This window comes from Bacillus massilinigeriensis, assembly GCF_900111815.1.
GTDB lineage: Bacteria > Bacillota > Bacilli > Bacillales > Cytobacillaceae > Mesobacillus_C > Mesobacillus_C mediterraneensis.
In genome coordinates this window covers 1-24,097 of record NZ_LT630012.1, presented here as the reverse complement: position 1 = coordinate 24,097, position 24,097 = coordinate 1, and the positions used below count along the sequence as shown (strand labels likewise).

The following is a 24,097-nucleotide window of genomic DNA, read 5'->3' as shown; positions in this document are numbered from 1 at the left end:
ACGGCCTTTACCATTCTAAATTGCAAAAAATAGGTTCAGCATGCTTCGTAGATATAATGCCGTTTTGTGGGTCTGCATTTCTTAACCCATAACTAAAAACAAGCCCTAAAATTGTTACCGCATTGATGCTGGAATACGGAAAGTCATCGCCTGATATATGGGCATTAATGTTTTAAAGGTTTTAAGAGCTTCTTTCATTATAGATTCTTTAGTTCTAATTCTTTCATCATTTAATGTATAATGACGCATACAAAAGCTTTCAAGTCCATCCTCATCGTGTTTTGTATAGAACGTTAAGAATTCTACTGCTGTTCCTTTATCTATTTCAAATCTATATTTTGACTCATCTGTTTTTGCATCATAAAAATGCCAAACCAATGATCTTCCTATAAGGCTTTGATAATTATGTTCTATCTTCTTTTTTATTATATCCCAGTGTTCACGAACAAAATAACGGTCAATACCATCATGGGCGGTACTATGAAATAATCCTAAATCAATTCCATTTGACGTAAATGAAACTTGGAAGCAAGCGTGTTTATGAAATTGTTCAATTGGATCTTTATTCCCCCGTCTATCCTTTTTAACTACCGCTCCATACGGATTCAACTCATCCTTATGCTTACCGTATCTAACCCAAATTGCCCCTACACGTCCATGATTATAGACAGAGGGAATAATCCCACTCGAAATATAATCTTTATGATAATGAGGGTGTAAGTCCCATTTTTTTACTTGCGGTTCTATTCCCTTATGTAGAGTTAGTAATTTTTCTTGAATTACTTTTCTTCTTTTAACAGCGTTAGAGCTAGAGTCTTTATACCAATCTTTTGAAACTGTAATATAATCCTGAACATCGAAATAAAAACTTGATAAATCAGGATATTTTTTCATTTTCAATTGATTTTGTTTAATGATTTCAAGTTCACTTTGAAGTGTTTCATCTTTCTCATTAAATCTTGGAGGTAATGTTCTCTGGTATTTTTGGTAAAGTTCAATCACATCTTTAGTGACCGTAATCGAGTTACCCGATAAATATTCCCACAAATCACACATTGGGGACTCATCAAGAATATCCTTTGACATACATTCGATGTTTTTGGATATCCCACCTTCTGTCAAATTTGCAGAACCGTGATAAATTATTATTTTATCGTTAAAATGGAATTCATAAATCTTACTATGTAAAAATGGCTCCGTCACCAGAAACACGCAAGCAAAAGAGGATAGAGCTTCTAAGATATCTGCCGGCTTTGCGTCATGGAAATCAATACTACAGTAGACAGTAATATTTTTTCTTTTAAGATTACTTTTTTTCTTTAAGTTTTTTAGATACTCCACTCCTCTAAGTGATAAGTATGCACTTGATATAATAATATTTTTAGGGCTTTTTATTTTTATTTCTTGTTCTACATCATCCCAAAAAGAACGTTGTTTCCAAAAGTATTTATTCATTTATTTCCCCTCTTGGCCTTTTCTACTAATAAATTGTGGCTTTGCCTTTTACAAATAAGCTCCCCCAAAACCTTTTATTAGGATTACTTTGGTCCTTAACGCGTTTCATCTTACAACTCTAGGTAGCATTACCTTTCTAAATAGGCTTATTTAAGCGCCAATTTGTTCTTTATTAATCAACTAATCTTACTTTTTCAATACGTTAGTGACCTAGGTAAATTATACCATGAATTGGAACTTCATATTGTCGTATTATGTATATGTTTAAATAAATAAAAGCCACTGTATTAATAATCACAGCGGCTTGACCCTTTAATTGATTAATTATCTAATTGGTAGCATAATTTCATTTCTATTACGAATAAATACAGGCTCTAATACACTATATTCATTGAAGATATCCTCATAAAGGTTACCTTGGTACTTTGGAACACTTATAGTGATAACAGTAGCATAGTCCATTCTCTCAGAACTTCCATTTCTCCCCATGCCATGTAGTACCAGGGACGGACGCTCCAAGGACGAGACACGCATCCTTTTCCACTTTTTCACCACAGTATCCCACTTTAACTCCCCTCTTCTTGCTTGTTCTGTTTGATATTGCTCAGCGGAGCTAGAATTTGGAAGAGAACTAATTGACCATCCATCTTCAATTAATCTAGCAATCTCTTCCGCATCATTTTCAATATGCAAAGTTTGGGTTCGTCCACTTTTTGTAAGTTTAAACTTCTTATGATGAGGGTAAAACGTATCCTCAATAGCCGATTCCGTATAATCTTCAATATGCATTGCATTTGCTTTTGAAAGTGTTGCAATAGTCCATGATAAATGAACATCACCATTAATACCTGCATTAACAGGTAAAGGAATAGGAAGTTTTGCAAATGCTGTTGGATTAATCGAACTGGAATAGATGATAGTTACATGATTCTCATCACATCGTAATATATCATCTACACTTTGATCTACAAAACCGTAGCCTAATTCATTATCAACCTGATCGGGATGTTGAGCAGAATGAACCAATAACGCTCGAGCAACTAAAGGGTTAAATTGATTACACCTTCCCAATATTTCTGCTGCTTTACTGGCAATTAGGGGTGAGGAAAAACTTGTCCCTGAAGCTAACCATTTACTGCTTTGATCCGTACTTAGAAGATGTATAGGGAAATGAGAATCCCCACCAAAAGCAACAAGATCAGGTTTAACTTTACACCCTTCTCTTCCTACCCCAACACAACTATATGCCGCTCTAACTTTCCCACCGGTATTTAAACTAAAAGTGTAAGCACCTACACCTAAACCGTTTACTAAATCCGCTGGTGCTTGAATCCGATTGTAAGGACTAGGAAGAGCCCCATCATTCCCAACAGCCACAACAAATAACTTTTTATAGTCCCAAGCCAGTTGATCGAGGGCATATGTGAATCGTGAAACCTCGTCATCTAATATTGGACCAGCTGGTCCAAATGATAAATTATAAACATCAATATCATTTCTTGTAGGCACAATATCTTCAATGAAATCTATTGCCTCGTAAAGGTCTAAATCTGCTCGGTTACTTTTAGGTAACACCCGAAAGCTTTCCACTGAAACGGCTGGTTCATTTAGTTGTGAGTGAGCCTCGTATTGGTTTAAGTCACCATATAAAACCACCCCTGCAACTGCAGTTCCGTGGTCTACTCCTTGTCTAATAGGATTTGATTTTACAGATTTATTCTCTTTAGCATAATTAACCAACAAAGGATGGGATGAATCAATTCCACCATCGAAAATGCCGACTTTTATTTGAGAAATATTTTTTCCAACAGGCGGTTTTAACATTAGCGGATTACTCTTAGAACTCCTTAACTCCGGGAAAAAATCAACCCTTAAAGGATGGGCTGTTCTTAACGGGTTAAAATCAGAAACGTCTAATAAAGCACTTTTATTTAAGTAAACACTAACAAATGTCGGCCCATTTAAGTATGTTTTTATTCTCATTGAGTCACTTTTGATATTATTTTTCAAAAGAATATATTTGAATTTTTCAAGCATTTTTTCATGTTCATCACCAAAAGGATGCAGGACAAACTCCACAGTTCCTTCTTGCCATTGTTCATCGAACCCCTGAATCACTTCATTTCCAGCAAGTAAAGAGATATCCTCTACTTTTCTAATATCATTTTTGAAGCTGTCTGTAAGACTAGCCTCTTCTTTTTCGAGGATTTCCTCAAAATTCCCCAAGCTTTCTAGGTCCATTTTAACGAAATGCATCTTGCTATAAAGCTTTTCTTCCTCTTTCCCCTCTTCTCGGTAAAATTCCCACCGTCTTGAACCGATATTTTCAAATCTGGCTTGCTTAAAAAGAGTATTCGGAATATAGGATTTAGCAAGAAATTTTTCATTTAACCTCAAAGTTACAACTACTTCATCCATCCTTTTCTCTTCAGGAATTTTGTTTATTTTATCTTTTATTATTTGCACTTGCTTTTTAACTCTCGCTTGAGCCTGGCTATATGTTCTAGGAAACGTCGGTTCACCAAAACCTCCATTTTTCCTTACAGGTTCAATCAATCGCTCACCGTACCCAATTATCGGCAAATATTCTTTTTTATCTTCACTCATCCTAAAGTATCCCCCTTTTTAGTTTTGTAATTTCGACTCGGATTTTAAATGATGGTTAACTGTTGATACGCTTAAACCTAACAGTTCGGCTATTTGGGCTTGTGTTATTTTTTTACCAAAAATGCTCTTTAATTTTTTTACCATTGTTTTATTGAAGTTTGGAATCGATAAGCTATAACTTTCTCTTAACACCCTAATTAAAGCAAATCTAGGGTCTGTATCATCTACAATTACTTCGCGCAATACCTTTTCGCTTATCTGTTTTATATCTGCGGGACTAACCCCTTCAATTGATTGGCTAATAAATTCTAAGAAATCAATTGGGATATCAACTATGTCTTTGTCCATATTCTCAATCCATACTTTTAAACGGACTGTTGCATCTGGTAAAGGCATTTCAATTTTTATATCAAAACGTCTCCATATAGCCTTATCTAAAAATTCAGGGTGGTTAGTAGCAGCAATGACGATAGAATTATTGGGCCAATCTTCTAATTCTTTAAGTAGTACGTTTACAATCCTTTTTAATTCTCCTAAATCTGTAGGATCATCTCTTCTTTTTGCAATAGCATCAAATTCATCTAAAAATAATATCGAAGGCGAAGACTTTGCATACTCCAAAACTTTTTTTAGATTTTGTCCTGTTTTCCCTAGATAACTCGAAACAGTTGAAGCCAAATCCAATGTAATCAACGGCAAATTCAATTGTTTTGAAATTACCTTTGCCAAAAAAGTTTTACCAACACCAGGTGGTCCATATAATAAGAGGCTATTCGGTGGCTTAATACCATTGGATATTAATTTCCCCATGACTTCTCTCTCTTTAAGAAACCTATCAACAATTATGCTGGTACCTTCAGATAAAACAATTTTGTCTCCCAAATCACTATTATCTGAAATTTTAACTAAAGACAAATAACTTTCCTTATCTGTAGGTGGCGGATCTATCCCTAAAGATCTGGTTAATGGAGCGCCAGCACCATAAGTTGATAGAATACCAGCTAATTCATCCGATAATGAAGGGTTTTCTTTTTTTATTTTTCTTATGATTGTCATAACTGCTAATTCAACCGTTCTTTTATCGCCTTCTAATGAAGCCCTCACAATATTAGGCAAGTGCTTCAGCACACTTTCTTTCATTCGATACCAACTCCCAAAACGTATATTCGAATATTTTTATTATAAACCCATATTTTTACTGAGTCAAATAACATTCGATTAACAAACAATTTATTACTAAGTCGAATTTCATTGATAATCACCTTTTTGTATCCATCTTAACTTTTACCCCCTATAGCCATGAATTTAATTAATCAAGAGTCTAAAGTTATCTAAATACATAAAAGCGTGAGAAAAAATAAAAGAAAACTCGCCAATCTTTGGCGAGTTTTGCCTGCCTTTTTTAATTACCAGATTTTATATGGACAGCAACATATACAGTATTATTTTTAATCAAGACCTCCAATTTTTTAAAACAGGTTCCTTCGTATTTGGCACCTTTACCTTCTCTTCCAGATATTTATATGTCACTTTTAGATTGTGATACCATACATCAATCCCTGTTTCATCCTCATATCTCGGTTCATAGCCCTGGTTCATTGCAGCAACTTTAATATAAACATCCCGGTAAGAAAATGTCCTGTCAACAACACTCTCCTCACACAGCTGGCAATAGCGGATGCAAGCTTGTAAATCTCCTTCTTCGATAGCGGGAGTAAGGCTTTCCATTTCTTCATGCCTTTTAACTCTATTACGCCACTCTTTAACAGGGTCTTTTCCTTTTGGCTTTATATTTCGCTCAAGGTGTTTCAGCCGAGATTTTATACTCATTCAAAATCGTCCTTTCAATATTTCGTTGCTATCCCTGGTTATCAAACATTTGCTCAATCTTATTCATTCTTTCCACTAAATCTCCTAATTCCATTGATTTTAAAGCTGTATTCGATAAGGTTGCTATAGTTTTGGCTTTGTCTATTGTCATTTCCCCATCTTGGAGCAAGATATTAATAACTTTCCCTACCATCCTTCTAATGTCTTGCGGCCTGTTTAATCGTATATTTTTAGTAAATTCGCTCCCATTTGCGGCCATGTTATCACTCCTATTTCTAGAGAATTTAAAAAATCCAATTATATCAAGGCTTCCGCGACTTTTAAGATAACAAAACGTGCATAAAAACCCCAGTTTTCTTTACAAAAATGAAGCCCCTTTCAGCATGTTTCTAAAAAGATAGTAAAAGTGATAATAAAGATAATTCCCGGCTGTTTTTGGAGAAATAAAGACGGTTTGGAAGCCATACTTCGTTTCAAAAGACTTCAAGGAACCCAATAAGGCTTTTGCTTTGTAACAGCTTCTATATACCCCCCTTACAATTTTTTCATAGCCATCTGAATCTTCAACCAAAAGAACAAAAGGTGAATTTTGTGCCCGAATCAATTCATTTTCAAAGCGAGTTCTTTCCTTAATCGTAGCTGCTAATTCATCCACGCTGTTTTTGCGCTCAATAGCAGCGGTTAAATAAATATCTCGTTGTATTCCTAATTCCTCATTCTTTGGCAAATAAGCGGAATAATCCCCATAATCCAGCTTTCTTTTTTTGTGTGGGATTTTATGAGAATCTAAATATTTAAGGATATGGTTGTTTCTCTGCTCCCTGGTATCAACCAGGATAACCAAACCGGAAAGGAGCTCTTTTATCTCCTTATCTGTGAAACTATATTTAATACTCGTTATCATCATAAGCGTATACCCCTCATGTTTATCCTTTTAGCTATACCCTTGGTTCTCTCTTTATTTACCCTAACAGCTTATTTTAGCTTGACTTTACCCTGGTGAATAACTTTTAGAAAAACTTTTAAGCTGTTGAGAAAATTTCAGAAGAATAATGGTACTATTTTTTCTGGGTTCCCTCTAAGTTCTCACACGGTCGGGAACTAACAAACCCTTGATAACTCAGATTTTTGGGGCATAGTACCCGGAGTTCCCACTAAAATAAAATAGTGTATATATCTTTGGAGAAATAGCGAAAATAAAACCTTTTTGAAAACATATAGGTATATACTAAAAATAGTGGGTACTGTGGGTACTATTAAGTTAAACCCTTGATAATACTGGCTTAAACAGTTTCCACTATATTGGGTACTATGTGGGTACTAATAGGAACTATATTTATAAAAAGCCCCTAAAAAGAATTCTAGAGGCTGTTGATTATGTCAATTTTTAAAACATACATCCATTCTTTTACGTTCTTAACAGATACCTTTTTCTTCATTCTACCTCTTTCAGTAGAAATCCAATTTCTTTCAGCCCACGATTTTAGTATTGCAGAAGGTTCGTAACCCTGTGTTTTCAAGAAGTTTTCCAGTTTTACAGGATACAAGCATAAATCCGCTGATTTCGCTTCATTCCATTTGCCAATACAGTCAGAAGGCTTGAAAATCGTTTCTCCATCCCGGGTATATAAGCGGTTTTCTTCTGATGAAACCCAACTTATAACATCTTCAAGAGCTTGCTTTGGTCTGTCTGTTTCCTGGTTATCACTTATAATCTCTTCCCATAATTTAAGCAACTCCTTTTCCACTTTGTATTCCTGTTTAAAACATTTATGAAAAAGAACACTGGCAAGGTCAATAATTCCCATATGTTCAGCTAGCCTTTGGGAAACAGTGTTCCCTTTGGCTATTTCTGCATAATAATCCGTTTGTTGATTAAAGTAAGCTTCCCATTCTTGCCATTTACCCCGATTATTCAAAATGTATTGAATAAATATTTTTCCCGCTGACCCATAGTGGTTTTTTATGGACCTTTCAATTTTCCTAATAAGGTTGTATGTTTCATCATTGGCAGCCCCAAAAGGCAAACCATCCAAACTGAAAACCCTTGCCGTTGATCCACCATCACGGGAAAAGCTTGTTATCTTTTGTTCCCCGGTACTAAAAATAACGTTTCCCCAGGTTTTAGTTGTTTGCATGCCATTTATACTTCCCCGGTTTTTACCTTGGCCGCCAGCCAAATGATAAACGGAGGTGGCGATATATTTAGGGTTTGCCTGTTTAGTATCATCCAAGAATAGCGGAACATGGTTTGTTAAGCTAGCAGCCCTCTCTATTGCAACTGGTGTACTGTTCCACCTTTTTAAAATACCGTTTTCATTCGGTTTACCCCACACTGAAGCAGCTATTTTTTGTGCAGTTGTTTTCCCTTTGGAAGTTTCGCCACTCCATTCAAAAATAAAGGGCTTTGAATCAAAAAGACCTATCAGTGGGGAAGCAAAGGAAGCATAAACCCCGGCTATTATCTTTGGATAACGCTTAATCGCTTTAATCATGTTTAACCAGGATTGTATATCGCCCTTGCTAGTATAATGTTTTGCAAACTGTTCTTCGCCTTTGTCGCTGCTAACTAAAGACAAGGAACCGGAACCTATGAACTCATTCCCTAACAGGAAGCCCGCTTCACACCAGCCCATTTGTTCACTAGCCTTTTCAACCGGTATATTTTCCAAATTCGCCCTTTCAAAAGCGGTTAGGTACTGAACCATTAACCTTTGATTTAAGGAACTAACAGGAAAACCCAAAGCGGATAATTCAACCAATTTGCTTTGAACCATAAAGTTATCCCGGCTTCTTTTTAACTTTTTCCATTTGTTATTATGAAACCAGGAAACTATCAATCCTTCGGTTCCATCCGTAATATTTTCATATCTCCCAGTAATAAGGACATATTCAGAGCAAATAAAAACAGGTGGTTTTTCTTCATTGGACGGAACATAATATAATCCTTCCTTCCCGGCTTTAAATCCTTTTGGAATCACGATGTCTTTAATCGGAGAAGGCAAAAATCGCTTGTCCTCTTGCATTTGTTCTTCTTCTTGCTGAGGATAGTCCTTTTTAGGAAGAAGATAAGGAACTTCATGCGCTTTCTTTTTAAAAGCTGCTATCCATTCACTCATTAATGCTCACCTCCTCTATTGCTTTTTCTTGAACTTCCTTGTAAATCAGGTAAATCTCTTTCCCTATAAATTTTTGAATCAAAATATAATTATCAATACGCCCTTCTGGCGAAAAGTCTTCATAATCGGAAAGTAAATCCAGGTAATATTCAATTTTGGCGATGATGTGATAAAGGCCACCTTTGCGTTGTAAATCCCTTTCATTTTTAATATTTTTTGTAATAGCTTGAAAGTGTTGTTTAACTTGCAAAAGAAAATCAAATAATTCCTTTTCCTTCTGCCGGAAATTCCTTTCAAGCTCTTTATCAAAGGCTTTTTCTTTAATGGATAGTTTTAGCTGCGGCTTTACCTTATCCAATAAACCAAAGTCTTCGGCTATGATATAAGCAGCCCTGGCTTGTGATACGTTTTTTAAAAGGGAAACCAGTGTGATAATATCGCCCTTTGCATGACAACCAAAACAATGAAAAACATTCTTTGAGGGAGTTATTGCAAGGCTCGGTGTCCTTTCCTGATGAAAAATACAAGAAATTAACTTTGATTTTCGCCCTTTTACTTTATCAAGACTAATCCCAGTGTAATATTCAAGCACCACTTCAATGCCAATAGAATCTTTTACAAGCTGGATTGTTTCTATTGGTGTTAGTTTTTTATAATTTTTGTAACTTTTCATCCACATACGCTTGTTTCTCAATCGTCCAAATATCTATATATCGTTCAACTTCTTTACGAGGAAAAAGCCATTTGCTCCCTATCCGAATTCGGGGAAAGTTTGGATCACTTAAAAATATCTTTTCAATAGTAGGCCAGCTTAGGCTTAAGTATTTACATAGTTGCTTTGAACTCATAAGAAGGGCTTCAAGCTCAATTTTGTCTAAACGTGATTTAACTTCGGCCAAAAATAGGGCTTTTACTTCCTCATCATCTAGTTTTATTTCGAGCATGTTTACACCTCACTTATTTAACCTCTTTGATTGCCTTTATTGCTTCCAAAACCATTTCTCTTTGTTTTTGATTCATGGAACTTTTCATCCAGTTCCGGACAGTGTTAACGTGTACGCCTAACCGAGAAGCAATTTCCCAATATGGAATTTCACCTTTTTCTTTAAGAATCGGAGTATTTTCAGGAAAAACTTTAGGATCCAATTTTTAATTTCACCCTTTCTATAACAATGTTGTTGTTTATTGTTGTTTCCTGGTATATACTAAATCTATCAACTTTTGTTACTTAATTCAAATGAAAACATACTATATTTCGTAACAAAACGTAACAATTTCACTTTTAAATAAGGAGGACGATAAAATGGAAATGTTTTATTATTGGCTTGACCGTGAGGAAAAATCTTATTTCCCTACCGCTTCTGTATTAGAAATCAACGAAAACAATTTTGATGAATTAAAAATTGAAGGTGCTAAGGTTTGGTTAGACTGTTTAGGTAAAAATACAGGAAAGTTTGTTTCTTTGGTCCCTCGGAGAACAATGGGGGGAACATTTAATCCTGAAGGTTTAGCTTGGGATTTTTCAAAATTAAAAAACGAAAAAGAAATAAATGAGTTTGCTAATAAATACGGCCTGCTTGGGATTAGCACGCCTGATCTAGCGAAAATAAATAAGATTAAAGTTCAAAGAGACCTTTATTCAGACTCTTCTTATTTTATAGATTTACCAATTGGCTATTCCGATTGCGAACCTATAGAATTATGGTTTTTTCATATTAAGCAAATGCAAAAGCTACTAAAGCTATATCAGGCATTAATCAACATTCAAAAGGGAGAAATGCAAGAAAGTGAAATTGAAGATAATTTATTAAGTGTAAAACCACCTATAGGCGGGAGCTGCCAAATTTTGTGGTGGGATGGATCATGGACCGGGTTCACAGCTGCTGAGGAGGAATTGGAAAAAGAAGAATGTTTTCTAAAACTTGCTCAAGGTTTATTAGCACAAAAAGTTAATTCAATTGGGAATCAAGACATTAAAAGGGATCCTGAAACCATTGTAACGGGTAAACCGCCTTTAGGTTTCACCATTAAAGAGTGGTGTTACACTCCACATCTAATAAGGGCCATTTATCGTGATCTATGGCACCTGGTAGCTAATAATGAACCTGTTCATATATGTGAAAATCCAAATTGTAAATTGCCTTTTAAAAAGGTAAAGCGGCAAAAATACTGTTCAAATGCTTGCAAACAAGAAACTTATCGAATTAGAAAAGCATCACAGAAAAGTTCATAATTTAATTTGCTAAGAATCTTCCAAATAACCAATAAAGGAGGCCATGAAGATGGCAAAATTCAGACAACGAGGGAACACATGGAGTTATCATATTTATATAGGTTTAGACCCACTTACAAAAAAACGCAAGGAGATATCTAAAGGTGGCTTTAAAACACAACGAGAAGCAAAGGCAGCAGCACGCCTTGTTGAATTAGAAATTCAAAATGGCACTTATACCAAAGAATCCGATATGCCTTTTGAACAATTCGCCCAGGATTGGTTAAAAACGTATAGCCGCAGTGGCGTTAAGATCAGCAGTGTGAGAGCTCGGGAAAAGGAAATGAAGCATTTTACCTCTGTTTGGGGACCTTATCCAATCAGCCGCATAACTAAGAAAATGTATGAAGAAAGGATTCTGGAATTAAACGAAAAATACAGCCAAAATTATATGGATGGTATTCACGCTTGCGGAAGAATGATTTTTCGGAAAGCATTGACTCAAGGACTGATAAAAAGTAATCCTACTGAGGATTTCAAAATGCCTAAAAAGCAGCAAAGTGTTGAAGAATTGGAGAAAGCAGAAGAGAATATTGTTTTTCTTGAAAAAGAAGAACTTGCCCATTTTCTTAAATTAGCCTATACAGACGGGCTTGAAATGGATCATCTTGTTTTCACGGTACTTTCCTATACCGGATTACGAATAGGTGAATTATTAGCCTTAAAATGGGGGGATTTTAACGAAAAGCAAAGTGCTATTCGAGTTACTAAAACCCTTTATAACCCTAACAACCATTTTGAAAAATATCAGCTTTTAACGCCAAAGACAAAGGGCTCTGTTCGTACAATCAAGATTGATGAAATGCTGATTAACATGTTAAAAAAGCATCGGCTTAAACAAAATGAAATTAAATTTAAAAACAGACTTGTTTACCAGGACAACGGATTTATTTTTGCTCGAGAGGATGGGCATCCACAATTAAGAAAAGTTGTTGAGACCCGTCTTAAAAGACTTTTGAAAAAAGCAAAAATAGAAAAGAACATTACTCCACATTCATTTAGACATACCCACACTTCATTATTGATTGAAGCTGGAGTTGGCATTAAAGAAATACAACAACGTCTTGGACATACAGATATTAATACTACAATGAATATCTATGCTCATATGACCGCCAATATGGAAGAAAAGGCCTCCCAACAGTTTAGTAAACTGATGAAAGACCTTCTCCTATAGTTAGCTTTTTTTGTCATGGATTCGATGTTTTATAGAAAACGAGGACAAATCCGAGGACAAAAAAATCATATTATCATTTTAGACGTTGATATAACAAGGTTTTAAACCCCTTATTACATCATGCCGCCCATTCCGCCCATGCCACCCATGTCTGGCATGCCGCCGCCTGCACCTGCTGGCTCTGGCTTGTCAGCAACAACTGCTTCGGTTGTTAGGAACATAGCCGCAACGGATGCTGCGTTTTGAAGTGCGGAACGTGTAACTTTAGTTGGGTCAACGATACCCGCTTCGATCATGTTTACCCACTCGCCAGTTGCAGCGTTGAAGCCTGTGCCGATTTCTTCACGCTTCAGGCGGTCAACGATGACAGAGCCTTCGAGACCTGCGTTGTGCGCGATTGTGCGGACTGGCTCTTCCATAGCGCGAAGAACGATGTTCACACCAGTTGCTTCGTCGCCTTCTGCAACGATTTCAGCTACTTTGTTGTATACGTTCAGCAGGGCTACGCCACCACCGGATACGATACCTTCTTCAACAGCAGCACGAGTCGAGTTCAAAGCATCTTCAATGCGAAGTTTGCGCTCTTTCAGCTCAGTTTCAGTTGCAGCACCAACTTTGATAACTGCTACGCCGCCAGCAAGCTTAGCAAGGCGCTCTTGCAGTTTTTCACGGTCGAATTCGGAAGTAGTTTCTTCAAGCTGAACGCGGATTTGGCTCACGCGGCCCGCGATAGCTTCAGTGTCTCCAGCACCTTCAACGATTGTAGTGTTTTCTTTTGTAACAACAACTTTAGAAGCGCGTCCCAAAGAGTTGATAGATGCAGATTTAAGGTCACGGCCAAGCTCTTCTGTGATCACTTCGCCGCCTGTAAGTGCAGCAATGTCTTCAAGCATTGCTTTACGGCGATCGCCGAAGCCAGGAGCTTTAACAGCAACAGCATTGAATGTGCCACGAAGTTTGTTCACAACAAGCGTTGCAAGCGCTTCGCCTTCAACATCTTCAGCAATCAACAATAGCGGCTTGCCTTGTTGAACTACTTGCTCAAGTACTGGAAGGACTTCTTGGATGCTAGCGATTTTCTTGTCAGTGATTAGGATGTATGGATTTTCAAGAACAGCTTCCATTTTGTCGGAGTCTGTTACCATGTATGGAGAAGCGTATCCACGGTCGAACTGCATACCTTCCACAACGTCCAGTTCAGTTGTGAATCCTTTTGATTCTTCAATTGTGATAACGCCGTCGTTGCCAACGCGCTCCATTGCTTCTGCAATCAGTTGGCCAACTTCTTGGTCAGCAGCAGAGATAGCAGCAACTTGTGCGATGGAAGCTTTTCCTTCGATTGGCTTAGAGATTGCTTTTAGCTCTTCAACAGCAACCACTGTAGCTTTTTCGATACCTTTGCGGATACCCATTGGGTTAGCGCCTGCAGTTACGTTCTTCAAGCCTTCGCGGATCATTGCTTGTGCAAGGACCGTTGCAGTGGTAGTACCGTCACCAGCAACATCGTTTGTCTTGCTTGCAACTTCAGCAACAAGCTTCGCACCCATGTTTTCAAATGCATCTTCAAGTTCGATTTCTTTTGCGATTGTTACACCATCGTTAGTGATGAGTGGAGATCCAAACTTCTTCTCAAGAACCACGTTGCGTCCTTTAGGTCCAAGAGTTACCTTTACAGCGTCTGCTAGTGCATCCACGCCGCGAAGCATGGAGCGGCGGGCTTCTTCACTGAACTTAATTTCTTTTGCCATTGTAAAATAACCTCCTCTTTAATAATTGCTCTTTATATGTTTAATTACCGTTGACTACTCGACAATAGCCAGGATGTCAGATTCGCGCAAGATTAGGTATTCTTTACCTTGGTATTTCACTTCTGTGCCTGCGTATTTTGAGAAGATGATGCGGTCGCCTTCGGAAACTTCGAGTGCTACGCGCTCGCCGCTTTCAAGTACACGGCCAGTGCCAACAGCTACTACTTTGGCTTCCTGAGGTTTTTCCTTTGCTGTGTCGGGTAAAACAATACCGCTTGCAGTTTTTTCTTCAGACTCAACAAGCTCGATAACAATGCGATCACCTAATGGCTTGATCAAGTGAAACGACCTCCTCAAAAATAGTTCATTCTTTTTTATTAGCACTCACTTATCTTGAGTGCTAACACAATTTATATATTAAATAATCTCCAAAAATATTGCAAGCATGAACCCAAATTTTTTTCGCAATTTTTTTCGTCTCTCATCAGTGTGCCTTCCAGATTGTTTTTAATCGTTTAGGTTTGAACTGCCTGATGCCTAATAGTAGAATGGAAGGACAGACATTGTCATTCAGGAATTCTTCGGATTAAAGGAGCTCAAGATTTGAAAAAAACTTACTCGTACATACTGATTATTTATATTTTGATGCAGTTTTCCGCATATCTTGGATTGCCGCTTACTTTTTCAGCCGTTAAAGAGTTTGGTTACAGCGCTGCCGAGGCTAAAATGCTGGCAGGACCGATATGGACGGTCTTCAGCTTCTCCGTTACGCTCATTCTCGTGGTGTTCCTGCTTAGAAAAGAGCGGAAAGCCCAAGCTGATGTACGTGGTGCTGCAGGAGTGGCAAGCTCCATTATTTGGGCAATCGCCGGCGTCTTCCTGGCATTTGCTGCACAGGTTATCGCTGCAAACATCGAAATTCGCCTTTTTGGAGTAGATCCCGGATCAGAAAACACGCGCGGGATTCTTGAGATGATTAAGATCTTCCTGCCTGTCATGTTCATTACGTCAGTGATAGGTCCGATTTTAGAGGAAATTGTTTTTCGAAAAATAATTTTTGGAAGTCTCTATCACAGATTCGGCTTCCTCCTCTCTGCCTTAATCAGCTCAGTCATTTTTTCTTTGGCACACGGGGAGCCGCAGCATCTTCTGCTTTACTCTGCAATGGGATTCACATTCGCCTTCCTGTATGTTAAAACGAAAAGAATCCTTGTCCCAATCTTTGCCCATGTGGCAATGAACACTTTCGTCATCCTCGTGCAGTCTGTGTATAAGGAGGACATCGAAAGGATGATGCGGGAAGCAGAACAAATTCAAGGATTTATTGGGGGACTATTTCTATGAGACAATCACCGCTTGTTTCCGGGATTTTTTATATTCTATTCGGCGTCCTGTTCACTTATTTCGCTATTGTCAATGTGGAGGAAAGCGGCTGGGGCTTCTGGACCTACACAATCGTCCTCGTTGCCACCTTCGATTTCGGTTCAGGAATCCGAATGCTCCTGCTCCATTTCAAACTGAAACAGCAGCAAAAATAGCCGAAAGCCTTCCGATATGGGAGGCTTCTTTAGAGCGTAGTGGATCCACGCGTCCCCCCGCAACAAAAAAAGATTGCCGCCAGCTTGTCCAAATGGCCAAGCTGGCGGCAATCTTTTTACATGCTTATTCTTCTTCAACAGTTGGATAGTGCTTTAGGAAATAAATTAAAGATTGCAGTTCGACTGCGAGATCGATATGGTGGATTCGGATATCCGCCGGTACGTTCAGCCTGGCAGGAGTGAAGTTCAGAATTCCCTTGATGTTCGATGCCACAAGTCTGTCCGTGATGGGCTGCGCAACAGATGAAGGCACCGTAAGAATGGCAACCTGGATCCCTTCCTCAATCAGCTTTGCATCGAGCTCGTCCATATGGAATATCGGCACATTGCCAATATTCTTGCCAACTTTTCCTGCATCCACATCGAAGGCAATTTCGATCTTCGTGTTGTTGTTCTTGGAGAAATTATAATTTAGAAATGCCGTACCGAGGTTCCCCACCCCGATTAGCGCTACTTTTGTCGTTTCATCCTGGTCCAGCGTCTTCCGGAAGAATGTTAATAGATAATTGACGTTATAGCCATACCCCTTTTTGCCAAGTGCCCCGAAATAGGAAAAATCCCGTCGGATGGTGGCTGAATCTACCTTTACCGCTTCACTCAACTCGGCAGAGGAAACTCGTTGTTTCCCAGAAGAGTGCAAATTTAATAGAAAACGGTAATATAATGGCAGCCGCTTTGCTGTTGCCTGTGGAATCTTCACATTATCATTCGTCATCCGCAAACCTCCTTTCTTCCCTACATATTATTTGACCTGAGCTTCCCTTTTGAAAACGCCATTTTTGCCGCCTGTTTTTTCAACAAGGTATGTCTTACCAATGACCATCCCTTTATCGACAGCTTTACACATATCATAAACAGTCAACGCCGCAGCGCTGACCGCGGTCAATGCTTCCATTTCCACGCCTGTATTTCCTTTTGTCTTTACATTTGCTTCGATATTTAGCCGATGGTCTCCTCCATCCTCTTCCCATGAAAAAGTAATATCAATTCCAGTAATTGGGATAGGATGACACATCGGGATAATGTCTGATGTCTTCTTGCATGCCATGATGCCTGCAACCTGTGCAACAGCAAGGACATCTCCCTTTTTCATCCTATTGCCTGTTATTTTCTCATAAATTTCTTCGTTTACTGTAATGCTCGAATATGCAATAGCAGTCCTAGCTGTTTCTGGTTTGTCGCTCACGTCAACCATTTTAGCCCGGCCCTCGCTATTAAAATGAGTAAAGTCGGCCATAATTTTGCTCCCTTCATCAAAATAATACACCATTTTGTAAAAATTGTGTGTGAAACATTGTTGCTTCCCGTATTTATTCGCAAGAAATTGCCGGAAAGTTTGTAATCAGTTACACTGTGATTAAGTAATTGAGGTGAAAATGAATGATTTTATTACAGGTTAATGGGTTGGAAAAGTATTTTGCCGCTGACCTTATTTTATCGAATATCAAATTTGAAATACAGACTAGAGACAGAGTTGCGCTTGTCGGCAGGAATGGCGCCGGTAAATCGACCTTGCTGAAGATACTTGCAGGGCATTCTTCCTATGACTCCGGAGAAATCATCCGGCCAAAAGACGTCACGATCGGCTACCTTGCCCAAAATACTGGCTTGGAGTCATCGCTATCCATTTGGGACGAAATGCTAGACGTTTTCAGCGGACTCCGCAACATGGAAAAAGAATTGCGCTGTCTTGAAACGCAAATGGCAGATCCTGCAATTCATTCTGACGAAAGCCGATATACAAAAGTCCTGAAGGAATACGATTCCCTTCAGCAGCAATTCAAGGACAAAGGCGGCTACCAATACGAAGCAGATATCCGCTCTATTCTCCATGGATTGAATTTCGCTTCTTTCGATTATAGTACCCTTATTTCTACATTAAGCGGCGGGCAAAAAACAAGACTCGCCCTCGCAAAGCTGCTGCTGACAAAACCCGATATCCTTATTTTGGACGAGCCGACGAACCATTTGGATATCGAGACGCTTTCTTGGCTGGAGCAATACCTGCAAGGATATGAAGGCTCGGTTCTCATTGTATCGCACGACCGTTACTTCCTTGATAAAGTGGTCAATCAAGTATTCGAGCTGTCGCGAACCAACTTAAACCGGTATAAAGGAAACTATAGCGCCTATCTTGACGAGAAAGCGGCGAACTATGAGCGGGAAATGAAGCTTTTCGAGAAGCAACAGGATGAAATAGCGAAGCTGCAGGATTTTATCCAAAAGAATCTTGCTAGAGCATCGACAACGAAAAGGGCGCAGAGCAGAAGAAAGCAGCTTGATCGAATGGATAGGATGGACAGGCCTTCCGGCGATGAGAAATCCGCTACATTTTCCTTTAATATTGAACGCCAGAGCGGAAACGACGTACTGGCCTTGGAAAACGTGGCAGTTGGCTATAACGGGGAAGCCGTTTCTTCTTCTATTGACTGCCGCATTAGCAGAGGCGACAGCATCGCGCTTGTCGGGCCGAACGGCATCGGTAAATCTACTTTGCTGAAGACGCTTGTCGAAAAACTTCCTTTGCTAGAAGGAAATGTTCGCATAGGTTCAAATGTATCGATCAGCTATTACGACCAGCAGCAGGCTGATTTGACCTCAAACAAGAAAGTATTGAATGAGCTATGGGATGATTATCCGCTCAAGCCCGAAAAAGAAATCCGCACCGTTCTTGGGAATTTTCTTTTTTCCGGAGATGATGTACTGAAGAATGTCTCATCCCTTAGCGGCGGGGAAAAAGCAAGGCTGGCCTTAGCTAAAATGATGATGGAAAAAGGCAATTTCCTCATCCTTGATGAGCCGACCAACCACCTTGACCTGGATAGCAAGGAAGTGTTGGAAAACGCTCTGATTGATTATCCCGGCACATTGCTGTTTGTTTCCCATGACCGTTATTTTATCAATAGGATCGCCACTAAAGTCTACGAAATGAGCGCAAGCGGCGTTACCGAATACTTGGGCGATTATGATTATTATATCGAGAAGAAGCAGGAGCAGGAAGAGCTGCTTGCACTCGCAAATGCTGAGAAAAAGCAAGAAGCTGTGTCCCAGGATAGTGATAAAAAATCATACCAGCAGGATAAAGAAGCGAAAAAACGGGAGCGCCAGCGCAAGCGGCGTCTCGAAGAAGTTGAAGCTTCTATTGAAGAATTAGAGGAAGCGATAGCAGCACACGAAGAAACGCTTTGCGATCCGGATATTTTCCAGAATCATGAGAAGGTCGCAAAAATAAACGGGGAATTGGAAAATGCAAAAGCGAGTCTTGAAGTTCTTATGGAAGAATGGGCGGAGCTAGCAGACGCATAGTATGGTAAAAAGGGGCAGATTTTTCTGCTCCTTTTGCTGTGTTCCGGATGCTGGATGCTGGCTCACTACACTCCATTCCGACCGCAAACCCTTAAAAATTGTCATTTTGATTGGTTTTTTTGGGTGAACTGGCGTGTTTTTAGGATGTCGCGAGGCTTTTTTGAAAAGAGTTGCTTCTGTAATCTGTTACAGTTGCGATTTTCATCAAGCGTGAAGCTCCTGCAAGGAGGTTATCTACGGTAAACGACGATTTATCAACGGTAAACCTCCATTTATCTACGGTAATCCACCGGGTATCTACGGTAAATCCTCCTTTATCTACAGTAGATTCCAGACTGCTTCCAATTACTCTTTTCCACTCTATTATTTGATGTCCGAGCCGCCTGCCAGAAAGCACCTGGCTCCATTCCGCCCGCAAACCCTTAAAAATTGTTATTTTGATTGTTTTTTTTGGGTGAACTGGCGTGTTTTTGGGATGTCGCGAGGCTTTTTTGAAAAGAGTTGCTTCTGTAATCTGTTACAGTTGCGATTTTCATCAAGCGTGAAGCTCTTGCAAAGAGGTTATCTACGGTAAACGACGATTTATCAACGGTAAACCTCCATTTATCTACGGTAATCCACCGGATATCTACGGTAAATCCTCCTTTATCTACAGTAGCTATCTAACGGATACCATATCAGGTTAAAAATATAAAAATTAGAACTTCAACTACTATTCATAAACTCTCGAAAACGCTNACGGTAAATCCTCCTTTATCTACAGTAGCTTCCAGACTGCTTCCAATTACTCTTTTCCACTCTATTATTTGATGTCCGAGCCGCCTGCCAGTAAAGCACCTGGCTCTATTCCGCCCGCAAACCCTTAAAAATTGTCATTTTGATTGGTTTTTTTGGGTGAACTGGCGTGTTTTTGGGATGTCGCGAGGCTTTTTTGAAAAGAGTTGCTTCTGTAATCTGTTACAGTTGCGATTTTCATCAAGCGTGAAGCTCTTGCAAAGAGGTTATCTACGGTAAACGACGATTTATCAACGGTAAACCTCCATTTATCTACGGTAATCCACCGGATATCTACGGTAAATCCTCCTTTATCTACAGTAGCTATCTAACGGATACCATATCAGGTTAAAAATATAAAAATTAGAACTTCAACTACTATTCATAAACTCTCGAAAACGCTAAACTGCAGCTAAAAAAAGATTCTGTCGAAAAAAGAAAAAACCCCGTCAGAAAACGGAGTTCCTTACCCACAAAGATATACACAAATTCAATCGTTTAACAACAAGCTTTCCACGTTGTTTTCCACATTATCCACAAAATACTTTCTTTTTATCCACATTATCCACTGATATGTGGATAATGTCGCAATTATCCACAGCGGATTTTGCTGTTTTACAATTTAACATTGTGGATAGTAATGTCGAGTCCTGGATTTCCATTCAAACTCATGCTAGCCCGCTGTCCTTTCTCAAAAAAGACGCTGCCGGCCGCTGCAATCATTGCAGCATTATCGGTGCAAAGAGACAAAGGAGGAATGACAAGCCCAATCTCCGGCATATTGTTGAACGCTGTTTCTAACGCCGTGCGCAACCCTTTATTAGCTGCAACACCACCAGCAAGCAATACCTGTTTCACTCCATACTCTTTCGCTGCCCGGGTTGTTTTTGTTACAAGGACATCGATCACACTAGCCTGAAAGCTTGCCGCAAGGTTTTCAGGAAGAATTGTTTCTCCCCGCTGTTGGGCATTATGAACCGTGTTGATCACTGCAGATTTTAACCCGCTGAAGCTAAAGTCATAAGAGCCTTCCTCCAGCCATGCCCGCGGCAACTCCAATTCCACTTTCCCTTCCTGTGCAAGCCTGTCAATATGAGGTCCTCCGGGATAAGGGAGGCCAAGCGTCCTTGCCACTTTGTCATAAGCTTCTCCTGCCGCATCGTCTCTTGTTTCACCTATCACTTCAAAACTGCCATGCTCTTTCATAAACACAAGCTCGGTATGCCCGCCGGAAACGACGAGCGCCAGCAAAGGGAACTCCATTTCCTGCACTAGCCTGTTGGCATAAATATGTCCTGTGATATGATGAACACTCACAAGCGGCACGTTATTGGCAAAAGCAAGCGCCTTAGCTGCGTTGACACCGATAAGGAGAGCGCCGACAAGTCCTGGCCCTGACGTTACCGCGATGGCATCCATTTCCTTAATCGACATATTTGCTTGTTTCAAAGCTTCTTCCAGAACAATCGTCAATTGCTCGAGGTGATGCCTAGAAGCTATTTCTGGTACTACTCCACCAAATCGTTTATGGCTTTCAATTTGCGATGCGACCACATTCGCAATAATCTCTCTGCCATTTTTTACAATAGCGACAGCTGTCTCATCGCAGCTTGTCTCAATTCCTAAAATGTATTGATCTTTTTTTGTCATGATATATTCACCCACATTACTATGGCATCTTCCATATTATCTGTATAATATTGCTTCCTGATTGCGCCATCACTGAATCCAAGCTTCCGGTACAGAGACTTTGCTGGTTCATTGCTGACTCTGACCTCCAGTGTCATCGTTCTTACGCCTCGCTCCTTGGCGATGTCCATCATTCTCCGCATCAAGGCTTCACCGAGTCCATGTCCGCGGAATTCCGGGTACAGTGCAATATTGGTGACATGTGCTTCGTCAATGATAATCCACATGCCTCCGTAACCAACGGTCTTATTATCCACATCCACTACCGTATACACAGCAAATTGATTTTTAATCAACTCGTTGTAAAAAGCTTCTTTGCTCCAGGGAGTAGCAAAGGAACGAGACTCAATCTCATATATGCTGTCAATATCTTTCAGCGTCATGCTCCGAAAATCAATTGTTTTGTTCATATGTGTTCCCACTTTTATTGTTTTTTCTGCTCTTTGAGCCAATTTGCTTCCGCTTCTGCCAAGCGGATATAATTCGGCACAAACGCGTGGACAGGTTCTTCTGGTCTTTCCGCACCTAGAATTGCAAGTTCCCCAGGACGCGGGTTGTTACCCTCAGGCCCTGTGAAAAATGCTTTTGACCCGAGCATCTTCTCCAATTCTTCCCTGTGGATGGAAAGGTCATTCCCCGCAAAAAGGGTGTTCTCATCTGATTCTGCTAGTTTCTTTGCCCAATCGGAAGCCATGACAAGCTTGTCCTCTACAGCCTGTTCTATCCCTCCATTATCGAACCGGTAAAGCCCAGTGTAAATCTGTCCTCTTCTCGCATCAAATAATGGAGAGATACTCCCGTTAAAATACCTCCCGGCAGATGCTGCAAGCACTTCAAGGGATGAGACACCGACAATTGGTATATTCAGCGTCCAAGCAAGCGTTTTGGCGATCGTCACGCCAATCCTCACTCCTGTATAAGAACCAGGCCCTTTTGCTACAACGATTTTCGTTAAATCAGCCGGTGCTGTATTGCATTCTTCCATTAATGTTTGGATTGCAGGCATCACCCTGACCGAATGATTTTTCTTCAAATTGGAAATGTACTCTCCCATTATGGCATTGCCATCATATAGTCCAATGCCAAGCACATAATTAGAAGTATCAATCGATAGGATTCTCATGAAAAAACACCTCGCATATCTGTTCATATTTACGCCCGACGGGCTTCAGCTCTAGCCTTCTAGCCTGATTCTCAGCATGGTACAGTTGAATGTCTAGCCGTTGATCCGGAAGCTGTCCCTCGATGAGATGCGCCCACTCGACAACTGAAACACCGTCGCTCGAGAAATATTCATCAAACCCAAGCTCCTCAAACTCATCTTCCACTCGATATACGTCCATATGATAGAGCTTAAGGCGTCCCTCATATTCCTTAATGATAGTAAAAGTAGGACTGTTGACTGTGCGAGTAATCCCAAGTCCTTCTGCTAGCCCTTTTGTAAAGGTTGTCTTTCCTGCACCCAAGTCCCCCTCAAGCGTAATAACCGTTCCAGGAAAAAGATACCCGGCAAGCCGCTTCGAGAATGCATGAGTTTCGTTAGGACTTTTTGAAATAAATGTATAGCTGGTCATCTTCATCACCTTTAAAATTGATGTCTATCTTTCCATTCTACCCGTATTCCCTGCATTGCGGCTCATTTTTTCTCAAGCAATACAAAAAAATCCTTAGGACGATCCTAAGGAGTAAGGCTCTTTATGTAGTTTACACGATTTTTCTTCAAGTAGCAAAAAAGCTATGCAGGGTCCTGCCATAATGAAAGCATAAAAAAAACGAAACCTGATGGTTCGTTGATTCTATCAAGCTATAAAAATGGCGGTCCCGACCGGGATCGAACCGGCGATCTCCTGCGTGACAGGCAGGCATGTTAACCGCTACACCACGGGACCTTTCAATATGTATAAAACAACTTATTGCGGGGGCAGGATTTGAACCTGCGACCTTCGGGTTATGAGCCCGACGAGCTACCGAACTGCTCCACCCCGCGACAATAATATTAAAACCAAGCAGCCTGGNACGGTAAATCCTCCTTTATCTACAGTAGCTTCCAGACTGCTTCCAATTACTCTTTTCCACTCTATTATTTGATGTCCGAGCCGCCTGCCAGTAAAGCACCTGGCTCTATTCCGCCCGCAAACCCTTAAAAATTGTCATTTTGATTGGTTTTTTTGGGTGAACTGGCGTGTTTTTAGGATGTTGCGAGGCTTTTTTGAATAGTGATGCTTCGGTAAGCAGTTACAGTTGCGATTTTCATCAAGCGTGAAGCTCTTGCAAAGAGGTTATCTACGGTAAACGACGATTTATCAACGGTAAACCTCCATTTATCTACGGTAATCCACCGGATATCAACGGTAAATCCTCCTTTATCTACAGTAGCTTCCAGACTGCTTCCAATTACTCTTTTCCACTCTATTATTTGATGTCCGAGCCGCCTGCCAGTAAAGCACCTGGCTCTATTCCGCCCGCAAACCCTTAAAAATTGTCATTTTGATTGGTTTTTTTGGGTGAACTGGCGTGTTTTT

Annotated in this window: 24 protein-coding genes and 2 tRNA genes; 5 read left to right on the top strand and 21 right to left on the bottom strand. The window is 39.8% G+C overall.

Annotated features, from left to right (window positions below):
• Positions 1 to 114 precede the first annotated feature (114 nt).
• The 10 genes from BQ5796_RS15920 to BQ5796_RS15875 all read right to left on the bottom strand — a co-directional run bounded on the left by BQ5796_RS15920 (position 115) and on the right by BQ5796_RS15875 (position 10,157).
• Complete coding sequence (locus BQ5796_RS15920; protein WP_071461363.1) at positions 115 to 1,455, bottom strand: phospholipase D family protein; 1,341 nt, start codon at positions 1,453 to 1,455, stop codon at positions 115 to 117.
• A 324-nt stretch (positions 1,456 to 1,779) separates the two neighbouring features.
• Positions 1,780 to 4,062 (bottom strand): S8 family peptidase, encoded by a 2,283-nt coding sequence (locus BQ5796_RS15915; RefSeq protein WP_071461362.1) that lies wholly within the window; start codon positions 4,060 to 4,062, stop codon positions 1,780 to 1,782.
• 18 nt (positions 4,063 to 4,080) lie between these two features.
• Positions 4,081 to 5,202 (bottom strand): AAA family ATPase, encoded by a 1,122-nt coding sequence (locus BQ5796_RS15910; RefSeq protein WP_071461361.1) that lies wholly within the window; start codon positions 5,200 to 5,202, stop codon positions 4,081 to 4,083.
• Positions 5,203 to 5,514: 312 nt separating this feature from the next.
• The gene (locus tag BQ5796_RS15905) at positions 5,515 to 5,892 is read right to left on the bottom strand and encodes a hypothetical protein (protein ID WP_071461360.1); all 378 of its coding nucleotides are present in this window, start codon (positions 5,890 to 5,892) and stop codon (positions 5,515 to 5,517) included.
• Between the two features lie 28 nt (positions 5,893 to 5,920).
• A complete protein-coding gene (locus BQ5796_RS15900) occupies positions 5,921 to 6,151 on the bottom strand; it encodes a hypothetical protein (protein ID WP_071461359.1) in 231 nt (76 codons plus the stop codon).
• 99 nt (positions 6,152 to 6,250) lie between these two features.
• Positions 6,251 to 6,793, bottom strand: a complete 543-nt coding sequence (locus BQ5796_RS15895; protein ID WP_071461369.1) for an ERCC4 domain-containing protein — start codon at positions 6,791 to 6,793, stop codon at positions 6,251 to 6,253.
• A 460-nt stretch (positions 6,794 to 7,253) separates the two neighbouring features.
• The gene (locus BQ5796_RS15890) at positions 7,254 to 9,011 is read right to left on the bottom strand and encodes a DUF927 domain-containing protein (protein WP_071461358.1); all 1,758 of its coding nucleotides are present in this window, start codon (positions 9,009 to 9,011) and stop codon (positions 7,254 to 7,256) included.
• Positions 9,004 to 9,684 (bottom strand): CHC2 zinc finger domain-containing protein, encoded by a 681-nt coding sequence (locus tag BQ5796_RS15885; RefSeq protein WP_071461357.1) that lies wholly within the window; start codon positions 9,682 to 9,684, stop codon positions 9,004 to 9,006. Before BQ5796_RS15885 ends, BQ5796_RS15890 begins: the two co-directional genes overlap by 8 nt.
• On the bottom strand, positions 9,662 to 9,955 hold the full coding sequence (locus BQ5796_RS15880; protein ID WP_071461356.1) for a MerR family transcriptional regulator: 294 nt from the start codon (positions 9,953 to 9,955) through the stop codon (positions 9,662 to 9,664). The genes BQ5796_RS15885 and BQ5796_RS15880 overlap by 23 nt, the downstream gene beginning before the upstream one ends.
• Before the next feature lie 13 nt (positions 9,956 to 9,968).
• Complete coding sequence (locus BQ5796_RS15875) at positions 9,969 to 10,157, bottom strand: helix-turn-helix domain-containing protein (protein WP_071461355.1); 189 nt, start codon at positions 10,155 to 10,157, stop codon at positions 9,969 to 9,971.
• Between the two features lie 157 nt (positions 10,158 to 10,314).
• Here BQ5796_RS15875 and BQ5796_RS15870 point away from each other — a divergent pair, with 157 nt between their 5' ends.
• Entirely contained in the window at positions 10,315 to 11,244 is a 930-nt protein-coding gene (locus BQ5796_RS15870) for a hypothetical protein (RefSeq protein WP_071461354.1), read from the top strand.
• A gap of 49 nt (positions 11,245 to 11,293) precedes the next feature.
• Positions 11,294 to 12,460 (top strand): site-specific integrase, encoded by a 1,167-nt coding sequence (locus BQ5796_RS15865; protein WP_071461353.1) that lies wholly within the window; start codon positions 11,294 to 11,296, stop codon positions 12,458 to 12,460.
• Between the two features lie 113 nt (positions 12,461 to 12,573).
• Here the strand turns inward: BQ5796_RS15865 and groL are convergent, their stop codons facing one another.
• Positions 12,574 to 14,208 carry a chaperonin GroEL gene (gene groL / locus BQ5796_RS15860; protein WP_071461352.1) on the bottom strand — a complete coding sequence of 545 codons (1,635 nt, stop codon included), beginning with the start codon at positions 14,206 to 14,208 and terminating at the stop codon, positions 12,574 to 12,576.
• Positions 14,209 to 14,262: 54 nt separating this feature from the next.
• Positions 14,263 to 14,547 carry a co-chaperone GroES gene (gene groES / locus BQ5796_RS15855; RefSeq protein ID WP_071461351.1) on the bottom strand — a complete coding sequence of 95 codons (285 nt, stop codon included), beginning with the start codon at positions 14,545 to 14,547 and terminating at the stop codon, positions 14,263 to 14,265.
• A gap of 264 nt (positions 14,548 to 14,811) precedes the next feature.
• Here groES and BQ5796_RS15850 point away from each other — a divergent pair, with 264 nt between their 5' ends.
• Positions 14,812 to 15,552, top strand: coding sequence for a CPBP family intramembrane glutamic endopeptidase (locus BQ5796_RS15850; protein ID WP_071461350.1), 741 nt, complete (start codon positions 14,812 to 14,814; stop codon positions 15,550 to 15,552).
• Positions 15,549 to 15,746 (top strand): YdiK family protein, encoded by a 198-nt coding sequence (locus BQ5796_RS15845; RefSeq protein WP_071461349.1) that lies wholly within the window; start codon positions 15,549 to 15,551, stop codon positions 15,744 to 15,746. Before BQ5796_RS15850 ends, BQ5796_RS15845 begins: the two co-directional genes overlap by 4 nt.
• A gap of 124 nt (positions 15,747 to 15,870) precedes the next feature.
• Here the strand turns inward: BQ5796_RS15845 and BQ5796_RS15840 are convergent, their stop codons facing one another.
• Together BQ5796_RS15840 and moaC are read right to left on the bottom strand one after the other, a co-directional pair.
• On the bottom strand, positions 15,871 to 16,521 hold the full coding sequence (locus BQ5796_RS15840; RefSeq protein ID WP_071461348.1) for a redox-sensing transcriptional repressor Rex: 651 nt from the start codon (positions 16,519 to 16,521) through the stop codon (positions 15,871 to 15,873).
• 27 nt (positions 16,522 to 16,548) lie between these two features.
• Positions 16,549 to 17,043 (bottom strand): cyclic pyranopterin monophosphate synthase MoaC, encoded by a 495-nt coding sequence (moaC, locus tag BQ5796_RS15835; protein WP_071461347.1) that lies wholly within the window; start codon positions 17,041 to 17,043, stop codon positions 16,549 to 16,551.
• A gap of 143 nt (positions 17,044 to 17,186) precedes the next feature.
• On the opposite strand from moaC, the gene BQ5796_RS15830 reads away from it, so the two are divergent.
• Positions 17,187 to 19,112, top strand: coding sequence for an ABC-F family ATP-binding cassette domain-containing protein (locus tag BQ5796_RS15830; protein ID WP_071461346.1), 1,926 nt, complete (start codon positions 17,187 to 17,189; stop codon positions 19,110 to 19,112).
• Between the two features lie 139 nt (positions 19,113 to 19,251).
• Here BQ5796_RS15830 and BQ5796_RS15825 read toward each other — a convergent pair whose 3' ends face one another.
• The 7 genes from BQ5796_RS15825 to BQ5796_RS15795 form a co-directional block, all read right to left on the bottom strand.
• Complete coding sequence (locus tag BQ5796_RS15825; RefSeq protein WP_071461345.1) at positions 19,252 to 19,509, bottom strand: hypothetical protein; 258 nt, start codon at positions 19,507 to 19,509, stop codon at positions 19,252 to 19,254.
• 992 nt (positions 19,510 to 20,501) lie between these two features.
• Positions 20,502 to 21,536 carry a tRNA (adenosine(37)-N6)-threonylcarbamoyltransferase complex transferase subunit TsaD gene (tsaD, locus tag BQ5796_RS15820; protein ID WP_071461344.1) on the bottom strand — a complete coding sequence of 345 codons (1,035 nt, stop codon included), beginning with the start codon at positions 21,534 to 21,536 and terminating at the stop codon, positions 20,502 to 20,504.
• The gene (gene rimI, locus BQ5796_RS15815) at positions 21,533 to 21,985 is read right to left on the bottom strand and encodes a ribosomal protein S18-alanine N-acetyltransferase (protein WP_071461368.1); all 453 of its coding nucleotides are present in this window, start codon (positions 21,983 to 21,985) and stop codon (positions 21,533 to 21,535) included. The genes tsaD and rimI overlap by 4 nt, the downstream gene beginning before the upstream one ends.
• Before the next feature lie 14 nt (positions 21,986 to 21,999).
• On the bottom strand, positions 22,000 to 22,698 hold the full coding sequence (gene tsaB, locus BQ5796_RS15810) for a tRNA (adenosine(37)-N6)-threonylcarbamoyltransferase complex dimerization subunit type 1 TsaB (RefSeq protein ID WP_071461343.1): 699 nt from the start codon (positions 22,696 to 22,698) through the stop codon (positions 22,000 to 22,002).
• The gene (gene tsaE / locus BQ5796_RS15805) at positions 22,679 to 23,149 is read right to left on the bottom strand and encodes a tRNA (adenosine(37)-N6)-threonylcarbamoyltransferase complex ATPase subunit type 1 TsaE (RefSeq protein WP_071461342.1); all 471 of its coding nucleotides are present in this window, start codon (positions 23,147 to 23,149) and stop codon (positions 22,679 to 22,681) included. The genes tsaB and tsaE overlap by 20 nt, the downstream gene beginning before the upstream one ends.
• 239 nt (positions 23,150 to 23,388) lie before the next feature.
• A tRNA-Asp gene (locus BQ5796_RS15800) sits at positions 23,389 to 23,464 on the bottom strand.
• 24 nt (positions 23,465 to 23,488) lie between these two features.
• Positions 23,489 to 23,562 (bottom strand) — tRNA-Met (locus BQ5796_RS15795).
• Between the last annotated feature and the right edge of the window lie 535 nt (positions 23,563 to 24,097).

Bases quoted from the DNA above. Each gene is read 5' to 3' on its own strand.
- BQ5796_RS15885 (WP_071461357.1), bottom strand. From the start codon at position 9,684: ATGAAAAGTTACAAAAATTATAAAAAACTAACACCAATAGAAACAATC.
- BQ5796_RS15880 (WP_071461356.1), bottom strand. From the start codon at position 9,955: ATGCTCGAAATAAAACTAGATGATGAGGAAGTAAAAGCCCTATTTTTG.
- BQ5796_RS15900 (WP_071461359.1), bottom strand. From the start codon at position 6,151: ATGGCCGCAAATGGGAGCGAATTTACTAAAAATATACGATTAAACAGG.
- rimI (WP_071461368.1), bottom strand. From the start codon at position 21,985: ATGAACAAAACAATTGATTTTCGGAGCATGACGCTGAAAGATATTGAC.
- BQ5796_RS15910 (WP_071461361.1), bottom strand. From the start codon at position 5,202: ATGAAAGAAAGTGTGCTGAAGCACTTGCCTAATATTGTGAGGGCTTCA.
- BQ5796_RS15890 (WP_071461358.1), bottom strand. From the start codon at position 9,011: ATGAGTGAATGGATAGCAGCTTTTAAAAAGAAAGCGCATGAAGTTCCT.
- BQ5796_RS15845 (WP_071461349.1), top strand. From the start codon at position 15,549: ATGAGACAATCACCGCTTGTTTCCGGGATTTTTTATATTCTATTCGGC.
- BQ5796_RS15865 (WP_071461353.1), top strand. From the start codon at position 11,294: ATGGCAAAATTCAGACAACGAGGGAACACATGGAGTTATCATATTTAT.
- BQ5796_RS15830 (WP_071461346.1), top strand. From the start codon at position 17,187: ATGATTTTATTACAGGTTAATGGGTTGGAAAAGTATTTTGCCGCTGAC.
- BQ5796_RS15920 (WP_071461363.1), bottom strand. From the start codon at position 1,455: ATGAATAAATACTTTTGGAAACAACGTTCTTTTTGGGATGATGTAGAA.
- moaC (WP_071461347.1), bottom strand. From the start codon at position 17,043: ATGGCCGACTTTACTCATTTTAATAGCGAGGGCCGGGCTAAAATGGTT.
- BQ5796_RS15870 (WP_071461354.1), top strand. From the start codon at position 10,315: ATGGAAATGTTTTATTATTGGCTTGACCGTGAGGAAAAATCTTATTTC.
- BQ5796_RS15905 (WP_071461360.1), bottom strand. From the start codon at position 5,892: ATGAGTATAAAATCTCGGCTGAAACACCTTGAGCGAAATATAAAGCCA.
- groL (WP_071461352.1), bottom strand. From the start codon at position 14,208: ATGGCAAAAGAAATTAAGTTCAGTGAAGAAGCCCGCCGCTCCATGCTT.
- tsaD (WP_071461344.1), bottom strand. From the start codon at position 21,536: ATGACAAAAAAAGATCAATACATTTTAGGAATTGAGACAAGCTGCGAT.
- tsaB (WP_071461343.1), bottom strand. From the start codon at position 22,698: ATGAGAATCCTATCGATTGATACTTCTAATTATGTGCTTGGCATTGGA.
- tsaE (WP_071461342.1), bottom strand. From the start codon at position 23,149: ATGACCAGCTATACATTTATTTCAAAAAGTCCTAACGAAACTCATGCA.
- BQ5796_RS15840 (WP_071461348.1), bottom strand. From the start codon at position 16,521: ATGACGAATGATAATGTGAAGATTCCACAGGCAACAGCAAAGCGGCTG.
- BQ5796_RS15915 (WP_071461362.1), bottom strand. From the start codon at position 4,062: ATGAGTGAAGATAAAAAAGAATATTTGCCGATAATTGGGTACGGTGAG.